15 protein-coding genes are annotated in these 22,352 nt (G+C 70.8%); 11 read left to right on the forward strand and 4 right to left on the reverse strand.

The genetic code is table 11. The features are described from left to right. Positions 1-63 precede the first annotated feature (63 nt). The 7 genes from O7617_RS26725 to O7617_RS26755 all read left to right on the forward strand — a co-directional run bounded on the left by O7617_RS26725 (position 64) and on the right by O7617_RS26755 (position 11,083). A complete protein-coding gene (locus O7617_RS26725; RefSeq protein ID WP_282258917.1) occupies positions 64-1,350 on the forward strand; it encodes an ABC transporter substrate-binding protein in 1,287 nt (428 codons plus the stop codon). A gap of 133 nt (positions 1,351-1,483) precedes the next feature. Continuing rightward, positions 1,484-1,615, forward strand: coding sequence for a hypothetical protein (locus tag O7617_RS26730; RefSeq protein ID WP_282258918.1), 132 nt, complete (start codon positions 1,484-1,486; stop codon positions 1,613-1,615). 94 nt (positions 1,616-1,709) lie between these two features. Further along, complete coding sequence (locus O7617_RS26735) at positions 1,710-2,321, forward strand: TetR/AcrR family transcriptional regulator (protein ID WP_282258919.1); 612 nt, start codon at positions 1,710-1,712, stop codon at positions 2,319-2,321. Positions 2,322-2,403: 82 nt separating this feature from the next. Next, a complete protein-coding gene (locus O7617_RS26740) occupies positions 2,404-5,196 on the forward strand; it encodes a LuxR family transcriptional regulator (protein WP_282258920.1) in 2,793 nt (930 codons plus the stop codon). Positions 5,197-5,243: 47 nt separating this feature from the next. Then, the gene (locus O7617_RS26745; protein WP_282258921.1) at positions 5,244-6,392 is read left to right on the forward strand and encodes an acyl-CoA dehydrogenase family protein; all 1,149 of its coding nucleotides are present in this window, start codon (positions 5,244-5,246) and stop codon (positions 6,390-6,392) included. Positions 6,393-6,409: 17 nt separating this feature from the next. Further along, the gene (locus tag O7617_RS26750) at positions 6,410-6,874 is read left to right on the forward strand and encodes a MaoC family dehydratase (protein ID WP_282258922.1); all 465 of its coding nucleotides are present in this window, start codon (positions 6,410-6,412) and stop codon (positions 6,872-6,874) included. A 564-nt stretch (positions 6,875-7,438) separates the two neighbouring features. Further along, complete coding sequence (locus O7617_RS26755; protein WP_282258923.1) at positions 7,439-11,083, forward strand: hypothetical protein; 3,645 nt, start codon at positions 7,439-7,441, stop codon at positions 11,081-11,083. 103 nt (positions 11,084-11,186) lie between these two features. Here O7617_RS26755 and O7617_RS26760 read toward each other — a convergent pair whose 3' ends face one another. From O7617_RS26760 to O7617_RS26775, 4 genes are all read right to left on the reverse strand, one after another. Beyond that, entirely contained in the window at positions 11,187-12,314 is a 1,128-nt protein-coding gene (locus O7617_RS26760) for a cellulose binding domain-containing protein (protein WP_282258924.1), read from the reverse strand. 281 nt (positions 12,315-12,595) lie between these two features. Beyond that, entirely contained in the window at positions 12,596-13,891 is a 1,296-nt protein-coding gene (locus O7617_RS26765; protein WP_282258926.1) for a vanadium-dependent haloperoxidase, read from the reverse strand. A gap of 109 nt (positions 13,892-14,000) precedes the next feature. Further along, on the reverse strand, positions 14,001-15,008 hold the full coding sequence (locus O7617_RS26770; RefSeq protein WP_282258927.1) for an acetylxylan esterase: 1,008 nt from the start codon (positions 15,006-15,008) through the stop codon (positions 14,001-14,003). Between the two features lie 21 nt (positions 15,009-15,029). Beyond that, positions 15,030-16,067: a LacI family DNA-binding transcriptional regulator gene (locus O7617_RS26775; protein ID WP_282258928.1), complete on the reverse strand. Its 1,038-nt coding sequence runs from the start codon at positions 16,065-16,067 to the stop codon at positions 15,030-15,032. Between the two features lie 313 nt (positions 16,068-16,380). Here O7617_RS26775 and O7617_RS26780 point away from each other — a divergent pair, with 313 nt between their 5' ends. From O7617_RS26780 to O7617_RS26795, 4 genes are read left to right on the forward strand one after another with little or no spacing between them, the layout of a single operon-like run. Beyond that, a complete protein-coding gene (locus tag O7617_RS26780; protein ID WP_282258930.1) occupies positions 16,381-18,744 on the forward strand; it encodes a glycoside hydrolase family 3 N-terminal domain-containing protein in 2,364 nt (787 codons plus the stop codon). A 10-nt stretch (positions 18,745-18,754) separates the two neighbouring features. Further along, entirely contained in the window at positions 18,755-19,747 is a 993-nt protein-coding gene (locus tag O7617_RS26785; RefSeq protein ID WP_282258932.1) for an ABC transporter permease subunit, read from the forward strand. Beyond that, a complete protein-coding gene (locus tag O7617_RS26790; protein WP_282258933.1) occupies positions 19,744-20,652 on the forward strand; it encodes a carbohydrate ABC transporter permease in 909 nt (302 codons plus the stop codon). Before O7617_RS26785 ends, O7617_RS26790 begins: the two co-directional genes overlap by 4 nt. Before the next feature lie 52 nt (positions 20,653-20,704). After that, positions 20,705-22,342: an extracellular solute-binding protein gene (locus tag O7617_RS26795; protein WP_282258934.1), complete on the forward strand. Its 1,638-nt coding sequence runs from the start codon at positions 20,705-20,707 to the stop codon at positions 22,340-22,342. Positions 22,343-22,352 lie beyond the last annotated feature (10 nt).

A 22,352-nucleotide genomic window follows, 5' to 3' on the forward strand; every position in this document is an offset into this window, starting at 1 on the left:
GCCAGGCGTCCCCACCACCCACACCGTTCCCGCAAACCGGACCGAGAAAGGTCGGTGTTCTCCATGCACCGTTTGGCACAACGTGGTCTCGCGCTCGCCAGCACCATCGCCCTGTTGGCCGCCGCCGCTGGTTGCAGTGGTGACGACGGTTCCGGCCCCGGCGGGGCATCGGTGCCGGGCGTCACCGACACCGAGGTCGTCGTCGGCACCCACATGCCGCTCACCGGGCCGGCCTCGGCCGGCTACTCGAAGATCGCCCCGGCGACGAAGGCGTACTTCGACTACGTCAACGCCAACGGTGGTGTGCACGGCCGGAAGATCACCTACAAGATCATGGACGACGGCTACAACCCGGCGAACACCCAGCAGGTGGTCCGTCAGCTCGTCCTGCAGGACAAGGTCTTCGCCATCCTCAACGGCCTCGGCACGCCGACGCACACCGGCGTGCTCGACTTCCTCAAGAGCAACCGGGTGCCCGACCTGTTCGTCGCCTCCGGCAGCCGCAGCTGGGACCAGCCGGACAAGTATCCCGGCACCTTCGGGTTCAACCCGGACTACACGGTCGAGGGCAAGATCCTCGCCGACTACGCGAAGCGGGAGCTGGCCGGGCAGAAGGTGTGCTTCCTCGGCCAGGACGACGACTTCGGCCGGGACAGCCTGGCCGGTGTGGAGAAGGTGCTCGGCGCGGGTGCGGTGGCGGTGAAGCAGACGTACGTCACCAGCAACACCAACGTCGCGCCGCAGATCGGCGCGTTCAAGGCGGCCGAATGCAAGGTCGTCGTGCTCGCCACCGTGCCCGGCTTCACCGCGCTGTCGATCGGCACGGCGGCGCGGCTGGGCTACAAGGCGCAGTGGCTGGTCTCCAACGTCGGCGCCGATCACCAGACCCTGGCCAAGCAGCTCGGCGCCGCCGCTCCGATGCTGGAGGGCATGGTCGGCACCAACTACCTGCCGATGCAGAACGACACGGCCAACCCGTGGATCCAGCTCTTCACGAAGGTCAACAAGGAGCACAACGGGGACGCCCCGTTCGACGGCAACACCGTCTACGGCATGTCGGTCGGCTACCTCTTCGTGCAGGCGTTGCTCGCCGCCGGCAAGGACCTCACCCGGGAGAAGATCATCGACGCCGTGCAGAAGGGCGGTTTCCAGGGCCCCGGTCTGGTGCCGCTGCGCTTCTCCGACAAGGACCACTCCGGGTACGGCGGGCAGCGCCTGAGCCGGGTGAGCGGGGGAGTGCAGAGCTACTTCGGGCCGGCGTACGAGACCGACGAGGCGGACGGGCCGGTCAACGAGTACACCGTCACGCCGGCCGCGCCGCCGGCGAACGGGGTGCCGACCGTCTCCTGAGGACCGGTGAGCAGCCGTTCGACCGGGCGTGGTTTCCAGTTGACCGTGCCCGGTCGGACGGCTGTGCCCGCGCCTTCCGGCTGATCGTCCGGGACGTTGACCGTCACCGATCCGCCCTCCTACTATCTGCACTGTGGATGCATATTCGGGACGGCTCGTACGCCGTGGCGTGATCGTTCTCCCGGCCTCCGTCGACGCCACCCGGGTCACCGGGGTGGCCGTCGCCCGCGGCGACGGCGTCCCGCCTGCCGCTCGGGTCGGATGACCGTGCCGCCGGTCGGCCCGGAACCGCTGATCACCGCCTGTCTAGACTCGGCGGTGCGTCAGGAGGCGCCGTGGTGGTGAGGAGGCGGGGGCGGATGGACGGGGTCGAGGTGGCGAGTCGGGTCGACGGGCGCACCGCCCGGGCCGAGCGCACCCGTGCGGCCATCGTCGAGGCGCACCTCGCGCTCATCGGTGAGGGTGACCTGCGCCCGACGGGAGAACGCATCGCCGAGCGGGCCGGGATCTCGCTGCGGACGCTGTGGACCAACTTCAAGGACATGGAGACCCTCTTCGAGGCGAGCGGCGCGGAGGTGCTCCGCCAGCAGGACGCCGCCTACCGGCCGATTCCGACCGGGCTGCCGCTGGCGAAGCGGGTCGACGCGTACTGCCGGCAGCGGGCCCGGCTGCTCCAGCTCATCACGCCGTCGGCGCGGGCCGCCCAGATGCGGGAGCCGGTCTCCGACCAGTTGCACCGCAACCGCCTCAAGCACATCGACCGGGTGCGCGACGAGGTCGAGGAGCTCTTCGCCCCCGAGCTGGCCCAAGCCGGTCGCGGGCGGCAGCAGCTGCTCAACGCCCTGGTGGCGGCGAGCATGTGGCCGGCCTGGTCGATGCTGCGCTACGGCCTCGGCCTCGGCGTGGACCAGGCCCGCGCGGTGATGACCCGGACGGTGGGCGCCCTCTTGGCGGAGGTCGCGGCCGACTGACACCGGCCCGGTCCGACATCGCCGGCTCTTTCCATCCGGTTACCGATGGGTGACACTGGCAGGCATGGTTACTGCATCAAGAGTGCAACTAACCGTGCTGCGTGGCCGGGACGACGAGTGCCGGTCGGTCCGGAGCCTGCTCGACGACGTGACGAACGCCGGCGGTGCCCTGCTGCTGCACGGCGAACCCGGATCGGGTCGTACGGCGCTGGTCGGGTACGCCCACCGGTACGCCCCGCGCTGCACCGTGCTCGCCGGGAGCGGGCTCGCCGAGGAGGCCGGCCTCCCGTATGCCGGTCTGCAACGTCTGGTCGACCCGGTGCTCGACCGGGCCGCCGCCCTGCCGCACGAGCAGCGCCGGTTGCTGCGACGCGCGCTGTCCGGCGATGGATGCCCGGCCGACCGTCGACTCACGCTGTCGATGGCGGTGCTCGGGTTGGTCACCGCGGCCGCCGGGGACCGACCGCTGCTCGTCACCATGGACGACGTCGACCGGGGCGACCCGCAGACCGCCGAGGTGCTGGCCTTCGTCGCCCGCCGACTGCGGCACCTGCCCGTCGCCGTCCTGCTCACCGCAGGCGTCGCCGCCACCGTCGACGGGATACCCGCGTACCGACTGCGCGCGCTGACCGAGCAGGAGAGCGCCGCGCTCCTCACCGACCGGCTGCGGTCGTCGACCGGGCCGGGGAGAGCCGAGTGCCCCGCCGCGTCGGTTCTGACCGCCCTGGCCGGTATCGGCGGCGGCAACCCGCAGGCACTGGCGGACCTGGCCGGAGTCCTCACCCCGGGTCAGTGGCGAGGTGAGGAGCCGCTGCCCGCGGCACCGCCGCCGGACGGCGCTCTGGGCCGCGCGTACCGGGCCCGGCTGGATCGGCTGCCACCGGAGACCCGACGGGTGCTGCTGCTCGCCGCGCTCGACGAGGGCGGCGAGCCGGGCACGCTGATCCGGGCCACCGCAGCCGCCGGCGCCGAGATCGAGGCGCTCGCCCCGGCGGAGGTGGCCGGCCTGGTCCGGGTCGAGGCCCGCGGCGTCACCTTTCCCCAGCCGCTGGTACGCACGATGATCGGGGCCACCGCGCCGCTCGCGGAACGGCGCGCGGCGCACCGACTGCTCGCCGGGGTGATGGTCGCCCACGGACAGCGGTTGCGTCGGGCGATGCACCTCGCCGCCGCCGCGGCGGGTGCGGACCCGGTGCTCGCCGATGAACTGGAGGAGGCCGCGCTCGGCGGCGTCGGCGGCTGGGCCACCGCGTCGGCGGCGCTGTGCCGGGCCGCCGAACTCAGCGACGAACCCACCCGGACGGCTACCCGGCTGCTGACCGCAGCCCGCTACGCCTGGGCCGGGGGCCGGCCCGACGTGGCGCGACTTCTCCTCGATCGCCTCCGCCCGGTGTGCACCGATCCGGACGTCCGAGGTCGCGCCGACCTGCTCCGCGGTGAGCTGGAGCTACGGTGCGGCACCGCGACACGTGCGTCGGCCCGGCTGCTCGCCGCCGCCGAGGCGGTGACCGACACCGACCGCGCGCTGGCGCTGTCCGGGCTGGCCCGAGCCGGCGAGGCGGTCTGCTTCGCCGGTGACCAGTACCGGTACGCCGAGGTCGGCCGCCGGGCGTCGGCGTTGCGGCGGCCGGACGACCCGCCCGCCATGGAGCTGATGAGCAGTCTGGTCGCCGGAGTGGCCGCGACCCTGCGGGGTGACCACGAACGAGCCGGGCCGGCCCTGCGTCGCGCGGTCGTGCTGGGCGGTCGGCTGACCGGCCCGGCGATGACCCCCACCGCGCTCTGCTGTGCGGCGGCAGCCGGGCTGGTGGTCGCGGTGGACGGCGCGGCCCACCGACTCGCCGACCGGGCCGTCGCGGTGGCCCGGGAGCAGGGCGAACTGTCCATGCTGTCCCGCGCGCTGGAGCTGCGGGCGGTCGCCGAGTACTGGTTGGGACGGCACGAGGCGGCGGCGGAGACCTCCCGCGACGGGCTGCGGGTCGCCCGCGCCACCGGGCAGGTCAACTGCGCCGACGTCCACCTCGGCATGCTCGCCGTGCTCGCCGCCGTACGGGCCGACCGGGACACCAGCCTGCGACGGATCCGCGAGATGGGCGAGGCGCCGACGCCGGGCAGCCGCCCGCACGCGCTCGCCGGTTGGGCCCTGGCGGTGCTCGACCTGGTCGACGGTCGGCACGCCGAAGCCGCGGACCGGTTGGCGTCGTTGGCCCGGCTCGGAACCGGGCGCGGTCAGGTGCTCGTGCAGGTGATGGCCACCCCGTACCTGGTGGAGGCGGCGGCGCACCTGCCCTGCCGACCGGCGGCGACGGCGGCGCTCGCCGTGTTCGACAGGTGGGCCAGCAGCACCGCGAGCCCGTTGCGTCGGGCCCTGTCCGCCAGATGCCACGCGCTGCTCGCGCCTCGCGGCGGCCCCGAGGCCGAGCAGGAGTTCCAGCGGGCGCTGCGACTGCACCCGAGCGAGGCCGGCACGTTCGAGCGGGCACGCACCGAGCTGCTCTTCGGTCAGGAACTGCGCCGCATCCGACGCCCGCGCGACGCGCGTACGCACCTGCACCAGGCGCGCGAGATGTTCACGCTGCTCGGGGTCGGCTGCTGGGCCGAGCAGGCCACCACGGAGCTGCGGGCGGCCGGTGAGTCGGTCGGCGCACCGGATTTCCCGGCGGCGCGGCTGCTGACCGGGCAACAACTGCGGATCGCCGAGATGGTCGCGGAGGGCGCGACCAACCGGGAGGTCGCCGCCCGGATGTTCCTCTCCACCCGTACGGTCGACCACCACCTGCGCAATGTGTTCCACCGGCTGGGCATCCGCTCGCGTACCGAGTTGGCCCGCGCGTTCGCGACCGGGCGCCATGTCGGGCTGGCCTCCGACCGCTGACCCGTCCGGTCTGGACGCCATTAACTATCACCGCTAGTTTATTGGCCATGGAGCTCACCCTCTCCACCGAGCAGGCGGCGGTCCGCCAACTGGCCGCCGAGTTCGCCGACCGGGAGCTGTTGCCGCACGCGGCCACCTGGGACCGGCGCGAGTCGGTCGACCCCGCCATCGTCGGCATGCTGGGTGACCTGGGCTTCCTCGGCTTGACCATCGCCGAGGCCGACGGCGGCTCCGGTGGCGACCACCTCGCGTACTGCCTGGTCCTGGAGGAGCTCGGCCGGGGCGACTCGGCGGTGCGCGGCATCGTCTCGGTCTCGCTCGGCCTGGTCGCGAAGTCCATCGCCGCCCACGGCTCGACGGCGCAGCGGGCCGAGTGGCTGCCCCGACTCTGCGCCGGCACCGCACTCGGCTGCTTCGCGCTGACCGAACCGGACAGCGGCTCGGACGCGGCGGCACTGCGCACCCGGGCCGTCCGCGACGGCGCCGACTGGTTGCTCACCGGCACGAAGACGTTCATCACCAACGGCACCACCGCCGACGTCGCGCTGGTCTTCGCCCGCACCGGCGGCCCCGGGCACCGGGGCATCACCGCCTTCCTGGTGCCCACCGACAGCCCCGGGCTGACGCGACGGGAGATCCACGGCAAGCTGGGCCTGCGTGGCCAGGCCACCGGCGAGTTGCGCTTCGACGAGGTACGCGTGCCCGACGCGGCCCGCCTCGGCGTCGAGGGCAGCGGGTTCCGCCTGGCGCTGTCCACCCTCGCCAAGGGGCGGATGTCGGTGGCCGCCGGTTGCGTCGGCATCGCGCAGGGCTGCCTCGACGCGGCGGTCGGCTACGCGGGGGAGCGGACCCAGTTCGGCAAGCCGATCGCCGGGCACCAACTCGTCCAACAACTGCTCGCGGCCATCGCCGTGGACACCGCCGCCGCCCGGCTGCTGGTGTGGCAGGTGGCCGACCTGATCGACCGCGACCAGCCGTTCGCCACCGAGGCGTCCATGGCCAAGCTCTTCGCCAGCGAGGCCGCGGTCCGCGCGGCCAACAACGCGGTCCAGGTGTTCGGTGGGTACGGCTACATCGACGAGTACCCGGTCGGCAAGTACCTGCGGGACGCGCGGGTCGCCACCCTCTACGAGGGCACCAGCCAGATCCAGCAACTGCTCATCGGACGCGCGCTCACCGGCGTCAACGCCTTCTGACTGCGAGGAGACCAGCCATGAGAGTCTTCGACTCGTTCGAGGAGTTGACCGCGGCCGTCGGCGAGACCTTCGGACCCGGGCCGTGGCGACGCGTCGAACAGAGTCGCGTCGACCTCTTCGCCGACGCCACCGACGACCACCAGTGGATCCATCTCGACCCGGTCCGGGCCGCGGCCGGGCCGTTCGGCGGCACCATCGCCCACGGCTACCTGACCCTGTCGCTGCTGCCGACGCTGGCCGGTCAGCTCTACCGGGTCGAGGGCGTGACGATGGGGGTCAATTACGGGCTGAACCGGGTGCGGTTCCCCGCTCCGGTCCGGGTCGGGGCCGCCGTGCGGGCCACCGTCACCATCGCCGAGGTGTCTCCGGTGAGCGGCGGTGTCCAGGTGGTCGCGACGGTCACCGTGGAGAGCGACAGCGGTGGCAAACCCGTCTGCGTCGCCGAGACGGTGAGCCGCCTCTACCGCGCCGCGGAGCAGTGAGGCCGGTGGTGTGTTCCGGCACCTCCTCTTGACCACGTCCGCAGGCTGAGGGGACGGCGACGGGACCCGTCGCCGCCCCGTACTGGCAGCGCGCCCTTCGGTCAGGGCCTGCGGAGGCTCACCGCGCCGCCGTGAATCCTGTTGGGTCAGAGGTGTCTTCCTCGGTGGCGGGGTTGTAGAGGTCGACGGGAGGTTGTTTCCTATTCTTCTCCGTGGAGCGTTCCTTGTGCTGGCCGGTGGATCGACGTCGCCTCGATAGCGAACTCGTTATCGAACACCCCCTCGTCTATTCGGGATCGCTTGACACCCCCCGATTCCAGGACGGTCACCAGTGCGCGAGTAAATGCGTCGATGCCGATTCCTGGTGCGTGTCACACGTCCCTCCACCCATCCTTCGTGCCGTCGATCGTGCTGGGCTGTCGAACCTGGCCGCACCCCCGGTTGCGCTGTGGCCGCAAGCCGACACGGGCCGATCGGCGTTCACGGGACTAGATATAGTCCATGGTGGATTGTCTGCCAATCACGTCGTCAGGCTGACAAACAACTCTGTGACCGGGGGGCAACGTGGGCAGACCTGAGCGGCCGCTCGACCCGGAGGCGGGCGAGCTGGGGCGGTTCGCGCTCGGCCTACGCCGGCTGCGGGCAGAGGCGGGTTCGCCGACCTACCGTCAACTGGCCAGACGTGCGCATTTCTCGGTGACCACCCTGGCGAAGGCGGCCAGCGGCGAGACCGTGCCAAGCCTTCAGGTGACACTGGCGTACGTGGCCGCCTGTGGCGGTGATCCGACCGAATGGACCGAGCGGTGGCACCGCCTGGTCGCAAGTCTGACGTCCGCCGAGACGGTGGGGGGCAGCCGAGGGCCGTACTGGGGAATGGCGGCGTTTCAGCCGGAGGACTCAGAATGGTTCTTCGGACGCGAGCGCATGGTGGCTCAGCTCGGTGAAATGCTCACCCGCCTCCGGTTCGTCGCGGTTTTCGCCCCGTCCGGAGCGGGCAAGTCATCCCTGCTACGAGCGGGCCTGATAGCGACCGTGGCCGAAAACCCCGCCAAGGGCCGGCCGGCCTGGGTCACGGTGCTGATGACGCCCGGCGAACATCCGATCGAAGAACTCGCGATCCAGCTCGCCGACGGACGAGATCTGGCTCGCGACACGGTCCAGCGCGACCTGGCCGATGACCCGTCGAGCATCGGCGCAACGATAGAGCGGATTCTCGGTACCCGTCCATCGGTCGGGACCATGCTCATCGTGGTGGACCAGTTCGAGGAGCTGTTCACGCTCTGTCGCGAGGAGGAGGAACGGTCGGCGTTCGTCGCCGCGCTGCTCGCCGCGGCGGAGGTCCCCAGGGCGCGCGTGGTGCTGGGAGTACGGGCCGACTTCTATGGTCGGTGTGCCGCCTACCCGGCCCTGGTGGCCGCTCTCCACGAGCACCAGCTGCTGATCGGCCCGATGGACGACGAGGATCTGCGCCGGACGATCACCGGACCCGCCGAGCGCGCCGGGTTGCTGGTGGATCCGGCGTTGGTGGAGATGGCCGTGGCGGACGTCGGCGGTCAGACGAGCGCGCTACCGCTGCTGTCCCACGCACTTCTGGAGACGTCGCGCCTGCGGCAGGGCAAGCGGATCACACTGGCCCACTACCGCGAATCGGGCGGCGTGAACGGCGCCATCACCCGTACCGCCGAAGGGGTGTACGCGCAGTTCGATGAGGGGCAGCGAGGGCTGGCACGAGACATCTTCCTGCGTCTGACCGCCCTCGGTGACGGCACCGAGGACACCCGACGCCGGGCACCCCTGGCCGAGTTGATCGGCGGGGTGGACCCATTGGCCGCGGCCGAGGTGCTCGGCAGGTTGACGGCCGCACGGCTGGTCACGGCGGACGAGAAGGGCGTCATGGTGGCCCACGAGGCCCTGATCCAGGAGTGGCTCCGGCTGCGCCGCTGGCTGACCGAGGATCGGGAACTGCTGCGCTCCCACCGCCGGCTGACGGAGGCCGCCGCCGAGTGGGATCGCCACGACCGGGTGGACGGATTCCTGTATCGGGGGGTCCAGTTGGCGCTCTGGGGAACGCGCCAGGTGATGGACCTCAGCGACCTGGAACGGGACTTCCTGGAGACCAGTCGGGCCCGAGAGGATCGGCGCCGGGCAGCCCGACGGCGGCGCACCAGCGTGGCGTTGACCGGGCTCGCGACAACCGTCGTCGTGGTGAGCGTCCTCGCGGCGGTGGCACTGGTGCAGGCGGACCGGGCGGCCGCCGAGAGAGACCTCGCCGTTTCCCGGCAGCTGACGGTTGAGGCCAACAACCAACTGCAGATCGATCCGCAGCAGGCGCAGCGCCTCGCCAGACGCGCTCTGACCACACGTCCGACCGTCGGTGCGGAGATGGTGCTCCGCCAGGCTGCCGTCGACGACCGGCTGCAGGCGATTGCGCCGATGAGCAGCAAGAAGGCGTTGGGTGTGGCGTTCAGTCCGGACGGGCGGCGAGTGGCGGCCACCGGGGCGGACGGCGAGGTGCGGGTGTGGACCTGGGCCGGGCACGGCGTCTCCGGACCGGGCCTGGTCCTCACCGGCGGTCCCGACGGACAGGTCTGGAGCCCGATGTTCAGCCCGGACGGGAGGCGACTGGTCACCGCCGGCTCGGACGGCGCGGTCCGGATCTGGCAGGTCGACGGAACCGCCGGGCCCATCGTCCTACGCGGGCACGAGGGCCCGGTCTGGGGAGTGGCCTTCAGCCCCGACGGTCGGTCGGTCGCCAGTGCCGGCGAGGACACCACCATTCGGGTCTGGGATGCCCGCGGCGGCGGCCGACCGGTGGTGCTGCGTGGGCACGGCAAGGTGGCGGTCGGCGTGGCCTTCAGCCCCGACGGGCGCCGGTTGGCCAGCAGCAGCCACGACGCGACGGTTCGGCTCTGGGATCTGGCCGCGCGATCCACCAGGACGATTCTCACCGGGCCGAGAGAGGCCACCAGGACGTTGGCGTTCAACCAGGACGGCACCCGCCTGGCCTGCTCCAGCGCCGACGGTACGGCGTGGGTGTGGCCGCTGACCGGGTCGGCAGCCCCGGTGGTGCTGCGTGGGCATGAGGGCACTGTGGAAGGGCTGGCGCTGAGCCCCGACGAGCAGTGGATCGCGACCACCAGCGACGATCTGACCGTACGGATCTGGAGCGCCAACGGCGCTGGTGACCCGTTGGTGCTGCGCGGCCACACCAACCGGGTCTGGGCGGTGGCGTTCAGTCCGGATGGATCCCGGGTGGTGAGCGCGGCCGATGACGGCACGCTGCGGATCTGGGATCCGGGCAGTGACCGTCTGATTCTGCGGGGCCACCAGAAGGCCACCTGGTCGGCCGCGTTCACGCCGGACGGGCAGCGGGTGGTCAGCGGCGGCGAGGACGGCACGGTGCAGGTCTGGAACCTGGCCACGCCGGCCGAGCCTCGGGTGCTCGGCCGCCACGACGGCGACGTCTACGGTCTCACGGTGAGTGCGGACGGGGCGAGTGTGGCCACCGGCGGCCGCGACGGCAGCGTACGAGTCTGGGACCTCGCCGGCAGACACGACCCCGTGGTGCTTCGCGGCCACGAGAAGCAGGCGTGGATCGCCGACTTCAGCCCTGACGGCCGGCGTCTGGCCAGTGTCAGTAACGACCGAAGCCTGCGAATCTGGGACCTCACCGGCCGGAGTGCCCCGGTGGTCCATCGGGCCGCCGAAGAGATCCGGTACGCCGCCTTCAGTCCGGACGGCGAGAAGGTCGCCACCGCTGGTGCGGAGGGCACCCTACGGATCTGGGACGCCCTCGGCACGGCCGAACCACTGCTACTTCCCGGTCACGAGGGGTTGGTGTGGGCAGTGGCCTTCAGCCCGGACGGGCAGCGGGTGGTCAGTGCCGGCTTCGACGGCACGGTGCAGATCCACTCCGTCACTCGTGGCATCGCGCCGATGGTTCTGCGAGGACACGAGGGGCCCGTCTGGCACGTGTCGTTCAGCCCGGATGGGCAGTGGGTGCTCAGTTCTGGAAAGGACGGCACCGCACGGCTGTGGCACGCCTCGGAGGCCGCGCAGTCGGTGACGTTCGGGGGTTTCGGCGCATCCGTGGAGACCGTCGACTTCAGCCCGGACGGCGGGCGGCTCGTCTCGACGCATGACGACGGCACCGTACGCGTCTGGCCCTGCCGCGCGTGTGCCCCGGTCCAGGATCTGCTGGAGTCGTGACGAGGGATGTGCACGGCGTCGATGCGCAACCGGGTGCCTGGTCGACGATCGGGTGCGGGAGGCGGTGCCGGGCCACCGGGACCCGGCACCGCCACCGGCGGTGTCAGGCGACCGTGCAGGCGGTGCCGTTGAGGGTGAACGCGGACGGGCGGCCACTGTTGCCGGTGTGGGTCGCCTGGAAGCCGATGTCGACGGACGTGTTCGGCGCGATCGTCGCGTTGTAGGAGACGTTGCGGGCGGTGACCGCGCCACTGGACGGGGAGTAGCCGGCGTTCCAGCCGCTGGTGATGCTCTGCCCACTGGGCAGTGTGAACGCCAGGGCCCAACCGTTGACCGGCGTGCCGCTCGTGTTGGTCACCGAGATGGACGCGGTGAGACCGCTGTTCCAGGCGTTCACCGTGTACGCGACACGGCAGTCACCCGACGGGGCGGGCGTCGTCGGCGGGGGAGTGGTCGGCGGGGTGTCGCCGCCGATGCTTCCAGGCACCGCCCGGAGGGCGTCGTACCAGGCGGCGGCCATCTTGCGGTAGCCGGTGGCGTTGGGGTGCACGCCGTCGGCCAGGTCGCTGAGCGTCAGGGCGCGGTACATGTCGACGAGGTGTACGCGCTTCCCGGCGGCGGCCCTGCTCTGCACGATCCCGGGGATCGCGTTGTTGTACCCCCGGACCTGGTTGTCCGCGCCGGACTTCGGAATGATCGTGGCGACGAACACGTCGGCGTTCGGGGCGGTGTCGGTGATCCGGTCGACGAGGGTGGCCAGCCGACCTGGGGCGCCGGAGGTGTCACCGTACATGTCGTTGGTGCCGATGTGCAGCAGCACGGTCCGGGGGTTCGTGGCCCGCAACCAGTTGACGACGTTGGCGTCGATCTGGGCGATCGTCCACCCGGAGTGCCCCTGGTGGTCGTGGTCGCCGAGACTGGCCGGGCCGTTGAACTGCGAGCCGACGAAGTCGACCCGGTAACCGCCGGCCGTGAACCGCTGCCACAGTTCGATCCGGTAGCCGCCGGGGACGTTGAACCCGTCGGTGATCGAGTCACCGAGCGGCATCACGCGGACGCCGCCGTTGGACTCCGCGTTCGCCGGACTGGTCGCGATCGGTACGGCGGCGATCATGGCGGCGACGGTGGCCAGGGCGGACCACCACAGGCGAGCCCGGCGGGGCCGCGACATCTTGGCAGCGGCGGCGGTGGGTGCGGGAGGGACGGGACGGCCGAGCATCGAACTGCTCATGGAGATTCCTCTGGTGGGGTGCGCGGCAACGGCGGCCGCCGACGGGACGGCTGCCACCCTGACGCGGTACGCGGAGGTGGGCGTCGCGTCACGACCAGAAGCCCGGACGTCTGCACTGGTGGTCGTGGCGCGGTGGCTCGCATCGGTCGGGCGTGGCGGGCCGATGGACCGTGGCGGAGGTGTGCCCTGCACCTCGCCGACGCACCATAGCGGGTTATCGCTGACACCGGCAATGCGCCGGGCCCGCGACTGGCCGGCAGTGCGGACGACGTCGTGGCCGGCTACTTCAGCGGGCGGAAGTGGTGCCGGATCGCATAGCGGGAGACCTCCTCGCCGATTTTCGCCCCCTCGACGTCAGCGGTGCGGAAGTGGACGCCGCCCCAGACGCGTGCGCCGATGAGTTCGTCGAGCGCTTGCGCGAAGCTGGTGAACTGCCGGGTCGTGCCGGAGTCGGCGCTGGACCCGCTGAACGTGACGTCGTCGCGGCCGAAGAAGTGTCGGTACAGCGACATCCGCGCACCGGTGCCGCAGGCGTGGCCGGAGGGGTACTCGGGGAAGGGCGGCGTGACGAGCAGCGACTGCCAGCCGGGGTCGGCGGTCGTCCTCGGGTTACCGTCCGTGCCGGCCAATTGAATCGCGGTGACCGGACGCCAGTAGCTCCAGACGTCCTTCTGGCTGAAGCACGCCACGCCGGAGTCGGCCACGATGAGGTCGGTCATCGCGAAGAAGCGCGCGGTCTGCAGGGCGTCCAGCTGTCGGGTGGTGGCGAGCTGTCGCTTGATCTCCCAGGAGGCTGATCGCCGGTCGTGCCACCAGATCGCGGCCTCCGTCTGGTCCTGCGTGCGCGCCGTGCTCGTCGCGGAGCCGAACTCCTTCACCTCGTTGAGGTCGCGGGCGTAGGCGCTGCTGGTCAGTCGCGGCGGCTCGGGGGCGCGGAACGTCGACGCGCGGGGGATGAGGAACGGCCGCATGTGGCCGGTCCAGGCGCCCTGGGACAGGAACAGCGGCGGCGTGGGTCGCCACTGGCCGGGCGTCGTCCCGTGGCGCCACTGCTGGTCCCCGAACGCGCCGTCGTCCTGCCGTGCGGTGACCATCGCGGCCGCGGCTCGCGCCCCGATCCTGATGCCGCCCTGCTTCGACCGTCCGTCGCGGATCGTGGCGAGCGCCGCATCGTACTGTGCCCGAAGCCGTTCCCGCTGATCGGGAAAGAGCGCGGCGAGCACGTCATGGGCGGCGCTGGCGACGGCGGCGTCCACCGACTCGGTCCCGCTCGACGGCGGTGCGGTGAGGTACGGCTGGTACGGGGCGCCGGCGATCGCGTTCAGCGCGTCGTAGACGGCCCCGTTCACCATTGCGAAACTGCGCACCTGCTCGTTCGGTTGCTGAGCCGCGACATCCCAGATCGCCGTCTGGGCGTTCAGGTCCCAGGTGATCACCGGATTGGCGCGTGCGGTGTCGGGGACCGCGGCTGCGGGCACCGGCCCCGTCATGGTGGCGACGACCACCGCGCCGAGCGCGATGGTCGCGGGAATGGCGCGTGATCGGATCAGGTGACGTGATTGCGGGCGGCTCCTCATGATCTCCCCCGTCGGTCGGTTGTCGATGCCGGCTGTCGAACGCAGGCGGCGTGCGAGGCGCAATCGATGACGACCGAAAATAACATCGATGGCTCTTGATCGGCGGTGGTCACACCGCGGATGCGTGGGTGGGATGGAGCACCGTGGCGAGCCAGCGCAGTTGACGTCGGACGTGGACCGCTTCGCCGCCCTCATGGCCGTTGAACGGGTACACGTGGATCTCGCACTCCGGCGGGGCCGGTCGACCGTTGGCGACGCCGTAGTGGTTGTAGGCGGCGAAGGCGGTTCGCGGCGGGCAGACGGTGTCGCGTCGGCCGACCCCGAACTGCGCCGGTGCCGTCGCCCGCCGGGCGAAGGCGACGGCGTCCACGTAGGACAGCGTGCGCCACACGGCTTCCTCGGCCTCCCGATGCACGGCCAGGTAACGGGCGATCTCGCCGTACGGCGCGAGGTCGGTGAGCTGGACGGCGCTTCGCATGTCGCAGAGGAACGGCGCGCTGGTCAGCACCGCGGCGAGGTCGTCGACGAGACCGGCCACCGCCAGGGCGAGGCCGCCGCCCTGGCTGTTGCCGACCACGCTGACCCGGTCGGCGTCGACCCCGGGCAGGGCGCGGACCGCCTGCACCGCCCGGACCGCGTCGGTGATCAGACGGCGGTAGTGGTAGTCGCGCGGATCGAGGATCCCCCAGGTGACCGGCCAGGGTCCGCCCGGCGCACCGTGCCGGTCGGGGGTGTCCCCGGCGCCGTACTGCCCCGCCTGGCCCCGGTTGTCCATCAACAGGTGCGCGTACCCGGCCACCGGCCAGGTCAGCCGCTCGTGCGGCAGGCCGCGGCCCCGTCCGTAGCCCGCGTACTCGACCACGGTCGGCAGTGACTCCCCGACACCGGCCGGGCGGGTGTACCAGGCCCGCACGGGGTCGCCACCGAAGCCGCTGAACGTGACATCCCAGGAGTCGAGCAGCCGCAGGTCGGTGGGCTCCGGACGGACGTCGACGAGCACCGGTCGGGTCGCCGCCTCGGCGAGCGTGTCCCGCCAGAACGTGGCGAAGTCGTCGGGCTCGGCGACGTCCGGGGCGTACCGCCGGAGCTCGTCGAGGGTGAAGGCGGTGTAGGGCACGGGTCCTCGCAGGGGCCGGGGTCAGTGCGGGTCGGCGGGTGGTGCGGTGCTCTCCCGGACGACCAGTTCGGTCACCAGGTCGATCCGGCTGGTCGCCGGCTCGTTGCCTCTGGTCAGGTCCAGCAACATCTGGGTGGCGATGCCGGCCATGTCGCGCAACGGTTGGTTGATCGTGGTGAGGGCCGGGTCGGTCCAGGCGGAGACGGGCAGATTGTCGTACCCGATCACCGAGAGGTCCTCGGGCACTCGCAGGCCGCACTGACGGGCGGCCCGGAGCACCCCCATCGCCTGGATGTCCGATCCGGCGAAGATCGCCGTGGGTCGGTCCGGTCGGCGGAGCAGCTGGAGCCCGTGGGTGTGCCCGGCGCCGGCGGAGAAGCCGCCGTAGCGGACCAGCTCGCGGTCGACCACCATGCCGGCCTCCTCGTGGGCCGACTGGAAGCCGGCGGCCCGGGCACGGCTGCACAGCACGTCGGGTGGTCCGGAGATCACCGCGATCCGCCGGTGGCCGAGGTCCAGGAGGTGCCGGGCGGCGAGCAGACCGCCGTTCCAGTTGTTCGAGCCGACGGTCGGCACGGAGGCCGAGGTCGCGCTGTCGGTGTCGACGACGACGAACGGAATGCCCTGGCGTCGCAGGTGTTGTTGCTGGGCCTCGGCCAGATGGGAGAGGACGAACACCACACCCAGGGGGCGGTCGACGAGCAGTGCCTCCAGCCATCGGGTCGGCGGGCGGTGCGCGCCGTCGAGTTGGGCCACCGACAACCCGACGCCGGCCGCGGTCGTCACCGCCTCCACGCCGCGCAGGATCTCCATCGCCCATCCGGTGTCGAACTCGTGGAACACGAGTTCGACGCGTCCGCTGCCGGTCGACGGCCGGCGGGCGCGGCGCTGGTACTGGTGGCGGTCCAGGCTCGCCTCCACCCGGGCTCTGGTGCCGGGAGCGACGTCGCCACGTCCGTTGAGGACCTTGGACACCGTCGCGACCGAGACGCCGACGTCGTTGGCGATCGTCGCGATGGTGGTGGAGGTGGGTGGGTCGAGTGGGCGGTGTTCCGTCATCGCAGCCTCACGCAACATCCGAAAGTTTCGGCAGACCCTAACACGATCGTCCATTCCCGCCAGTCGATGCTGTCGCCGCCTCGACCGTCCCGCCCACCCCGTGGTTCGTGAGCAGTCGATGCGCTGGAACGAGTCAGGGTGTTCCGCAACCGATCGGCGAAGGTCCATGGCAGCCCTTGACACTCATCGATGGGGCACTTAGGTTGCCGAAAAGGTTACGCGGGGTTCCGGAAAGTTTCGGATCGTGGGAATCGTCGGCTGTGAACCGAGCTCCGTGGGGGCGCGGAGGTGGCCGGAGCTGAGGGGTCTTGGCATGAGAAGTCAGTTGCCCGGGGACGGCGGCGCCGAGCCGTGGCGCGATTCGCGGCTGTCGCCGCCCGAGCGGGCCGAGGCGCTCGTGCCCATGATGTCGCTGGAGGAGAAGGTCGCCCAACTCGTCGGGGTCTGGGTCGGCGCCGACGCCACCGGTGAGGGCGTCGCACCGCACCAGTCCGACATGATCAGCGAGACGCCGCAGTGGGACAGCGTCATCCGGTACGGGTTGGGCCAGCTCACCCGACCGTTCGGCACCGCACCGGTCGACCCGGTGCTCGGCGCCCGGTCGCTGGCCGCCTCGCAGGCGCAGATCGTCGCCGCCAGCCGGTTCGGCATTCCGGCGCAGGTGCACGAGGAATGCCTCACCGGGTTCGCGGCGTTCCGGGCCACCGTCTACCCGACCCCGCTCGGCTGGGGCGCGTCCTTCGACCCCGACCTGGTCGAGGCGATGGCCGACCGGATCGGGCGCTCCATGCGCGCCGCCGGTGTGCACCAGGGCCTCGCCCCGGTGCTGGACGTCACCCGCGACTACCGCTGGGGCCGCACCGAGGAGACGATCGGCGAGGATCCCTACCTGGTGGGGACGACGGGTGCCGCGTACGTGCGGGGCCTGGAGCGGGCGGGCGTGGTGGCCACACTGAAACACTTCGCCGGCTACTCGGCCTCGCGGGGCGGCCGCAACCACGCACCCGTGCCGATGGGCCCCCGGGAGTTGGCCGACGTCATCCTGCCGCCGTTCGAGATGGCGTTGCGCCACGGCGGTGCGCGCTCGGTGATGAACTCCTACGCGGAGATCGACGGTCTGCCCGTTGCCGCCGACCCCGGCCTGTTGACCGGGCTGCTGCGCGACGAGTGGGGCTTCACCGGCACCGTCGTCGCCGACTACTTCGCCGTTCGTTTCCTGGAGACCCTGCACGGGGTCGCCGCCGACGCCGCCGACGCCGCCCGGCTCGCCCTGCGGGCCGGCATCGACGTCGAGCTGCCCACAGTGGACGCCTTCGGCGCGCCGCTGGTGGAGGCGGTACGTCGCGGCGAGGTCGACGAGGCGCTGATCGACCGTGCGCTGCGGCGGGTGCTGATCCAGAAGATCGAGCTGGGTCTGCTCGACGAGGGCTGGCAGGAGGTGCCCGACGACGTGGCCTCCCTGCGGTTCGACGACGAGGTCAGCCAGGACGTCGCCGTGCGCCTGGCGCGGGAGGCGGTCGTCCTGCTGCGCAACACCGGCGTCCTCCCGTTGGCCGTCGGCAGCCGGGTGGCAGTGGTCGGCCCGCTCGCCGACGATCCGATGGCCATGCTCGGCTGCTACACGTTCCCCAACCACGTGGGCGTGAACCACAGCGGGTTCGGGCTCGGCCTGGACATCCCCACGTTGCGTGACGAGTTGGCCCGACGTGTCCCGCTGCTCACCCACGAACCCGGCTGCGGCATCACCGGCGAGGACACCTCGGGCATCCCGGCCGCGGTCGCCGCCGCGGCCGACGCCGACGTGTGCGTGCTCGCCGTCGGCGACCGGGCGGGGATGTTCGGCCGGGGCACCTCAGGCGAGGGCTGCGATGCCGTCGACCTGCGGCTGCCCGGGGTGCAGGCCGACCTGGTCCGGGCCGTGCTCGCCACCGGCACCCCGGTCGTCCTGGTGCTGATGGCGGGCCGCCCCTACGCGCTCGGGCCGGAGTTCGACGCCGCGGCGGCCGTGGTGCAGGCGTTCTTCCTCGGCCAACTCGGCGGGCAGGCGCTCGCCGAGGTGCTCACCGGCGAGGTCAACCCCTCCGGGCGGTTGCCGGTCAGTGTGCCCCGCGATGCGGGCGGGATGCCGAGCACCTACCTGTCACCGCCGCTCGGCCGGCGCAGCAAGGTCTCCTCGATCGACCCGACGCCGAGCTACCCGTTCGGCCACGGGTTGAGCTACACCACCTTCGAGTGGTCCGACGCCACCATCGTCGAGGCGGCGGACGAGCCGACGCTCTGGCCGGTCGACGGCGAGGTACGGGTGCGGATCACCGTCGCCAACACCGGTGACCGGGCCGGCACCGAGGTCGTGCAGCTCTACCTGCACGACCCCGTCGCGCAGACCACCCGCCCGGTGGTCCGGCTGGTCGGCTACACCCGGCTGCCGTTGGCGCCCGGCGAATCGGCGCACGTGACGTTCGGGGTACCGGCCGACATCGCCTCGTTCACCGGGCTCTCCGGCCGACGCATCGTCGAGCCCGGTGACGTCGAGCTGCGGTTCGGCCGGTCCAGCGACGACGTGGTGGCGAGTCTGCCGCTGCGGTTGACCGGCACCGAGCGCCAGGTCGGCCACCAACGGGAACTGCTCACGTCGGTGCGGATCGAGCCTCTCGTGGCCGTTCCGCAGTCCGCGTAGGAGGCCCGCTGTGACATCCACGTTGCGGCCACCCCCGCCACCCCCGCCGGCGCCGCCGCGCTCGCCGGCGGTTGCCAGCCCCGCCCACCCGCCGCGGCGGCGCCGGACCTGGCGGCAGGCGCTGCGCCGGGACTGGCAGCTCTACTCGCTCGCGGTCCTGCCGCTGCTGTTCTTCCTGATCTTCCGGTACCTGCCGATGCTCGGGAACATCATCGCCTTCCGCCGTTTCAAGCCGGGCGGCAGCATCTTCGGTGAGTACTGGGTCGGGCTGCGGTACTTCCGGATGTTCTTCACCGACCCGACGTTCTGGGACGTGTTCACCAACACGCTGGTGCTCGGAGCGCTGACTCTGCTGGTCTGCTTCCCGCTGCCGATCGTGCTGGCGCTGCTGCTCAACGAGGTTCGTGCCCGCCGGTTCAAGCGGTTCGTGCAGTCCGTGTCGTACCTGCCGCACTTCCTGTCGATCGTGATCGTGGCGGCGATGATCGCGCAGTTCACCTCGGTCGGCGGTACGGCCAACCAGATCGTCGGGCTGTTCGGTGGTGACCCGGTGGCGTTCCTGCAGAAACCGGAGTGGTTCCGCACCATCTACGTCTCGTCGGAGGTCTGGCAGACCGTCGGTTGGGGCACGATCCTCTACCTCGCCGCCCTCACCACGATCGACGAGGACCTGTACGAGGCCGCGCGGATCGACGGCGCCAATCGGCTGCGGCAGACCTGGCACGTCACCCTGCCCGGCATCCGGCCCACCATGATGACGCTGCTGATCCTCAACATCGGCAGTTTCCTGGCGGTCGGGTTCGAGAAGATCCTGCTGCTCTACAACCCGCTGACGTACCCCACCGCGGACGTGGTCTCCACCTACCTGTTCCGGATGGGCTTCCAGTCCAGCAACTTCAGCTACGCCGCCGCCATCGGTCTCTTCGAGGCGGTGATCGGGCTGGTCCTGGTCCTGTCGGCGAACATCATCTCCCGTCGCACACTGGGGACGAGCCTGTGGTGATTCTCGGCGCGAATCGCGACGCCCCGAAGACGCGCGGCCCGGACGACAGCCGGGGTTACCGGATCTTCCGAATCGTCAACACGATCGTCCTGCTCGGCGTCGTGTTCGTGACGCTGTACCCGTTCCTCAACATCGTGGCCCGCTCGCTCAGCGAAGAGGCGTACATCCTCGCCGGGAAGGTGACCATCGTTCCGCGCGGGTTCGACCTGACCGCGTACGAGCTACTGATGTCCGACGGGCTGTTCTGGACGAACTACCGCAACACCGTGGTCTACACGGTCGTCGCCACGCTCATCTCGATCGTGTTGACCACCTGCTACGCGTACGTGTTGTCGAAGCCCCAGCTCAAGGGGCGCGGCCTGCTGGTCGGCGTCGCGCTGTTCACCATGTTCTTCTCCGGCGGTCTGATCCCCAACTACGTGCTGGTCACCAGCCTGGGAATGAAGAACACCATCTGGGCCGTGGTGATCCCCAACGCCATCAGTGTGTTCAACCTGCTGGTCATGAAGGCGTTCTTCGAGAGCCTGCCGACCGAGTTGGAGGAGGCAGCCGCGGTCGACGGGCTGAACACGTACGGAATCCTGCTGCGCATCGTGCTGCCGCTGTCGAAGGCGATCATCGCGACGATGGTGCTCTTCTATGCGGTCTCCTTCTGGAACTCGTGGTTCACCGCCTTCCTCTACATGGACGAGCAGGACCTGCTCCCGGTGACGGTCTACCTCCGCAATCTCATCGCGGGCGCCACGAGCGCCGAGTCGGCCGCCGCCGACGCCGACAAGGTCCAGGCCGCGGCCACCCTCCAGGCCGTGACGATCGTGCTCACCACCCTGCCCATCCTGGCGGTCTACCCCTTCGTCCAGCGGTACTTCGTCCGCGGCGTGATGCTCGGCGCGGTGAAGGGATGACGTCGGCCGGCACACCGCTTCCACCGAAACCCCACCACCGAAAGGACGAGCCATGCTCCACAAGACGTGGCGCCGCGTGGCGGTAGCCACCGCGGGTCTCCTCGCGCTCTCCCTCATCTCCGCGTGTTCCGAGGACCCCGGCGAGTCGAAGGACCTCTCCGAGAACCGGGTCGGCGCGATGGAGAAGTACGGTGTCGGCGACCAGTTCAAGGCCACCGAGGCGCTCTCCTTCTCCACTCTCTACAACAACCACACGTTCTACCCGCTCAAGGACGACTGGCTGTTCTGGTCCGAGTTGACGAAGCGGACCAACGTCACGATCGACCCGGTCGCCGTCCCGCTGAGCGACTACGAGCAGAAGCGCAGCCTGTTGATCGGCGCCGGGGACGCCCCGCTGATCATTCCGAAGACGTACCACCCGCAGGAGGACGCGTTCGTGTCCTCCGGGGCGATCCTCCCGGTCAGCGACTACCTGGATCTGATGCCCAACCTCAAGGACAAGATCACCAAGTGGAGCCTCCAGCCGGAGATCGACAACCTGCGGCAGGCCGACGGTAAGTTCTACCTGCTGCCCGGCCTGCACGAGAAGCCCACCCAGGACTACACGGTGCTGGTGCGCACCGACATCATGCAGGAGCTGAACCTGCCGACCCCGAAGACCTGGGACGACCTGTACGCGGTGCTCAAGGCGATGAAGGCGAAGTACCCGAACGTCTACCCGTACTCCGACCTCTTCAGCAAGCCCAACCCGACCGGCGCCCTGCTGGGCATCCTCGGCTCGTCGCACGGCACCTACGCGGGCTGGGACTTCCAGCACGCCACCTGGGACGCGACGGCGGAGAAGTTCACCTACACCGGCTCGTCGGAGCAGTACAAGCAGGTCGTCACGTACCTGCACAAGCTCGTCTCCGAAGGGCTGCTCGACCCGGAGAGCTTCACCCAGACCGACGACCAGGCACGCCAGAAGCTCGCCAACGGCAAGTCCTTCGTGGTCACCGGCAACGCGCAGACCCTGGTCAACAACCACCGCCCCGACCTGGCCAAGACCCTGCCGAACGCGAAGATGGCCAAGATCCCGCTGCCGATCGGCCCGGCCGGCGAGGTGAACCCGTTCCCCCGGCTGGAGAACGGCATCATGATCTCCTCGAAGGCCCGGGAGAGCAAGAACTTCGTCGCCATGATGCAGTTCATCGACTGGTTGTGGTATTCGGACGCCGGCCTGGAGTTCGCCCGCTGGGGCGTCGAGGGCACCACCTTCACCAAGGACGCCTCCGGCAAGCGCACGCTCGACCCCGGCATCGACTTCCTCGGCCTCCACCCGAAGGCGCCCAAGCACCTGCAGAAGGACTTCGGCTTCCACAACGGCGTCTTCGCCTACGGCGGCACGCCGGACCTGGTCCGTGGGTTCTTCTCCCCGGAGGAGCTGGAGTTCCAGAAGGTGATGGACGCCCGCAAGCCGAGGGCGGTCCCCCCGCCGCGCCCGTTCACCGACGAGGAGCGCGAGCAGGTGTCGCTCTGGGAGACGCCGCTGAAGGACTTCGTCACCCAGAACACGCTGAAGTTCGCCCTCGGCCAGCGGCCCCTCAGCGAGTGGGACGCGTACGTGGCCGAGCTGAAGGCCAAGAACTCCGAGCAGTACATCGACCTGGTCAACAAGGCGTACGAGCGGTTCCAGAAGAACAACGGCTGATCGGCGCGGT

Source organism: Micromonospora sp. WMMD1155 (genome assembly GCF_029581275.1).
Taxonomy (GTDB): Bacteria; Actinomycetota; Actinomycetes; order Mycobacteriales; family Micromonosporaceae; genus Micromonospora.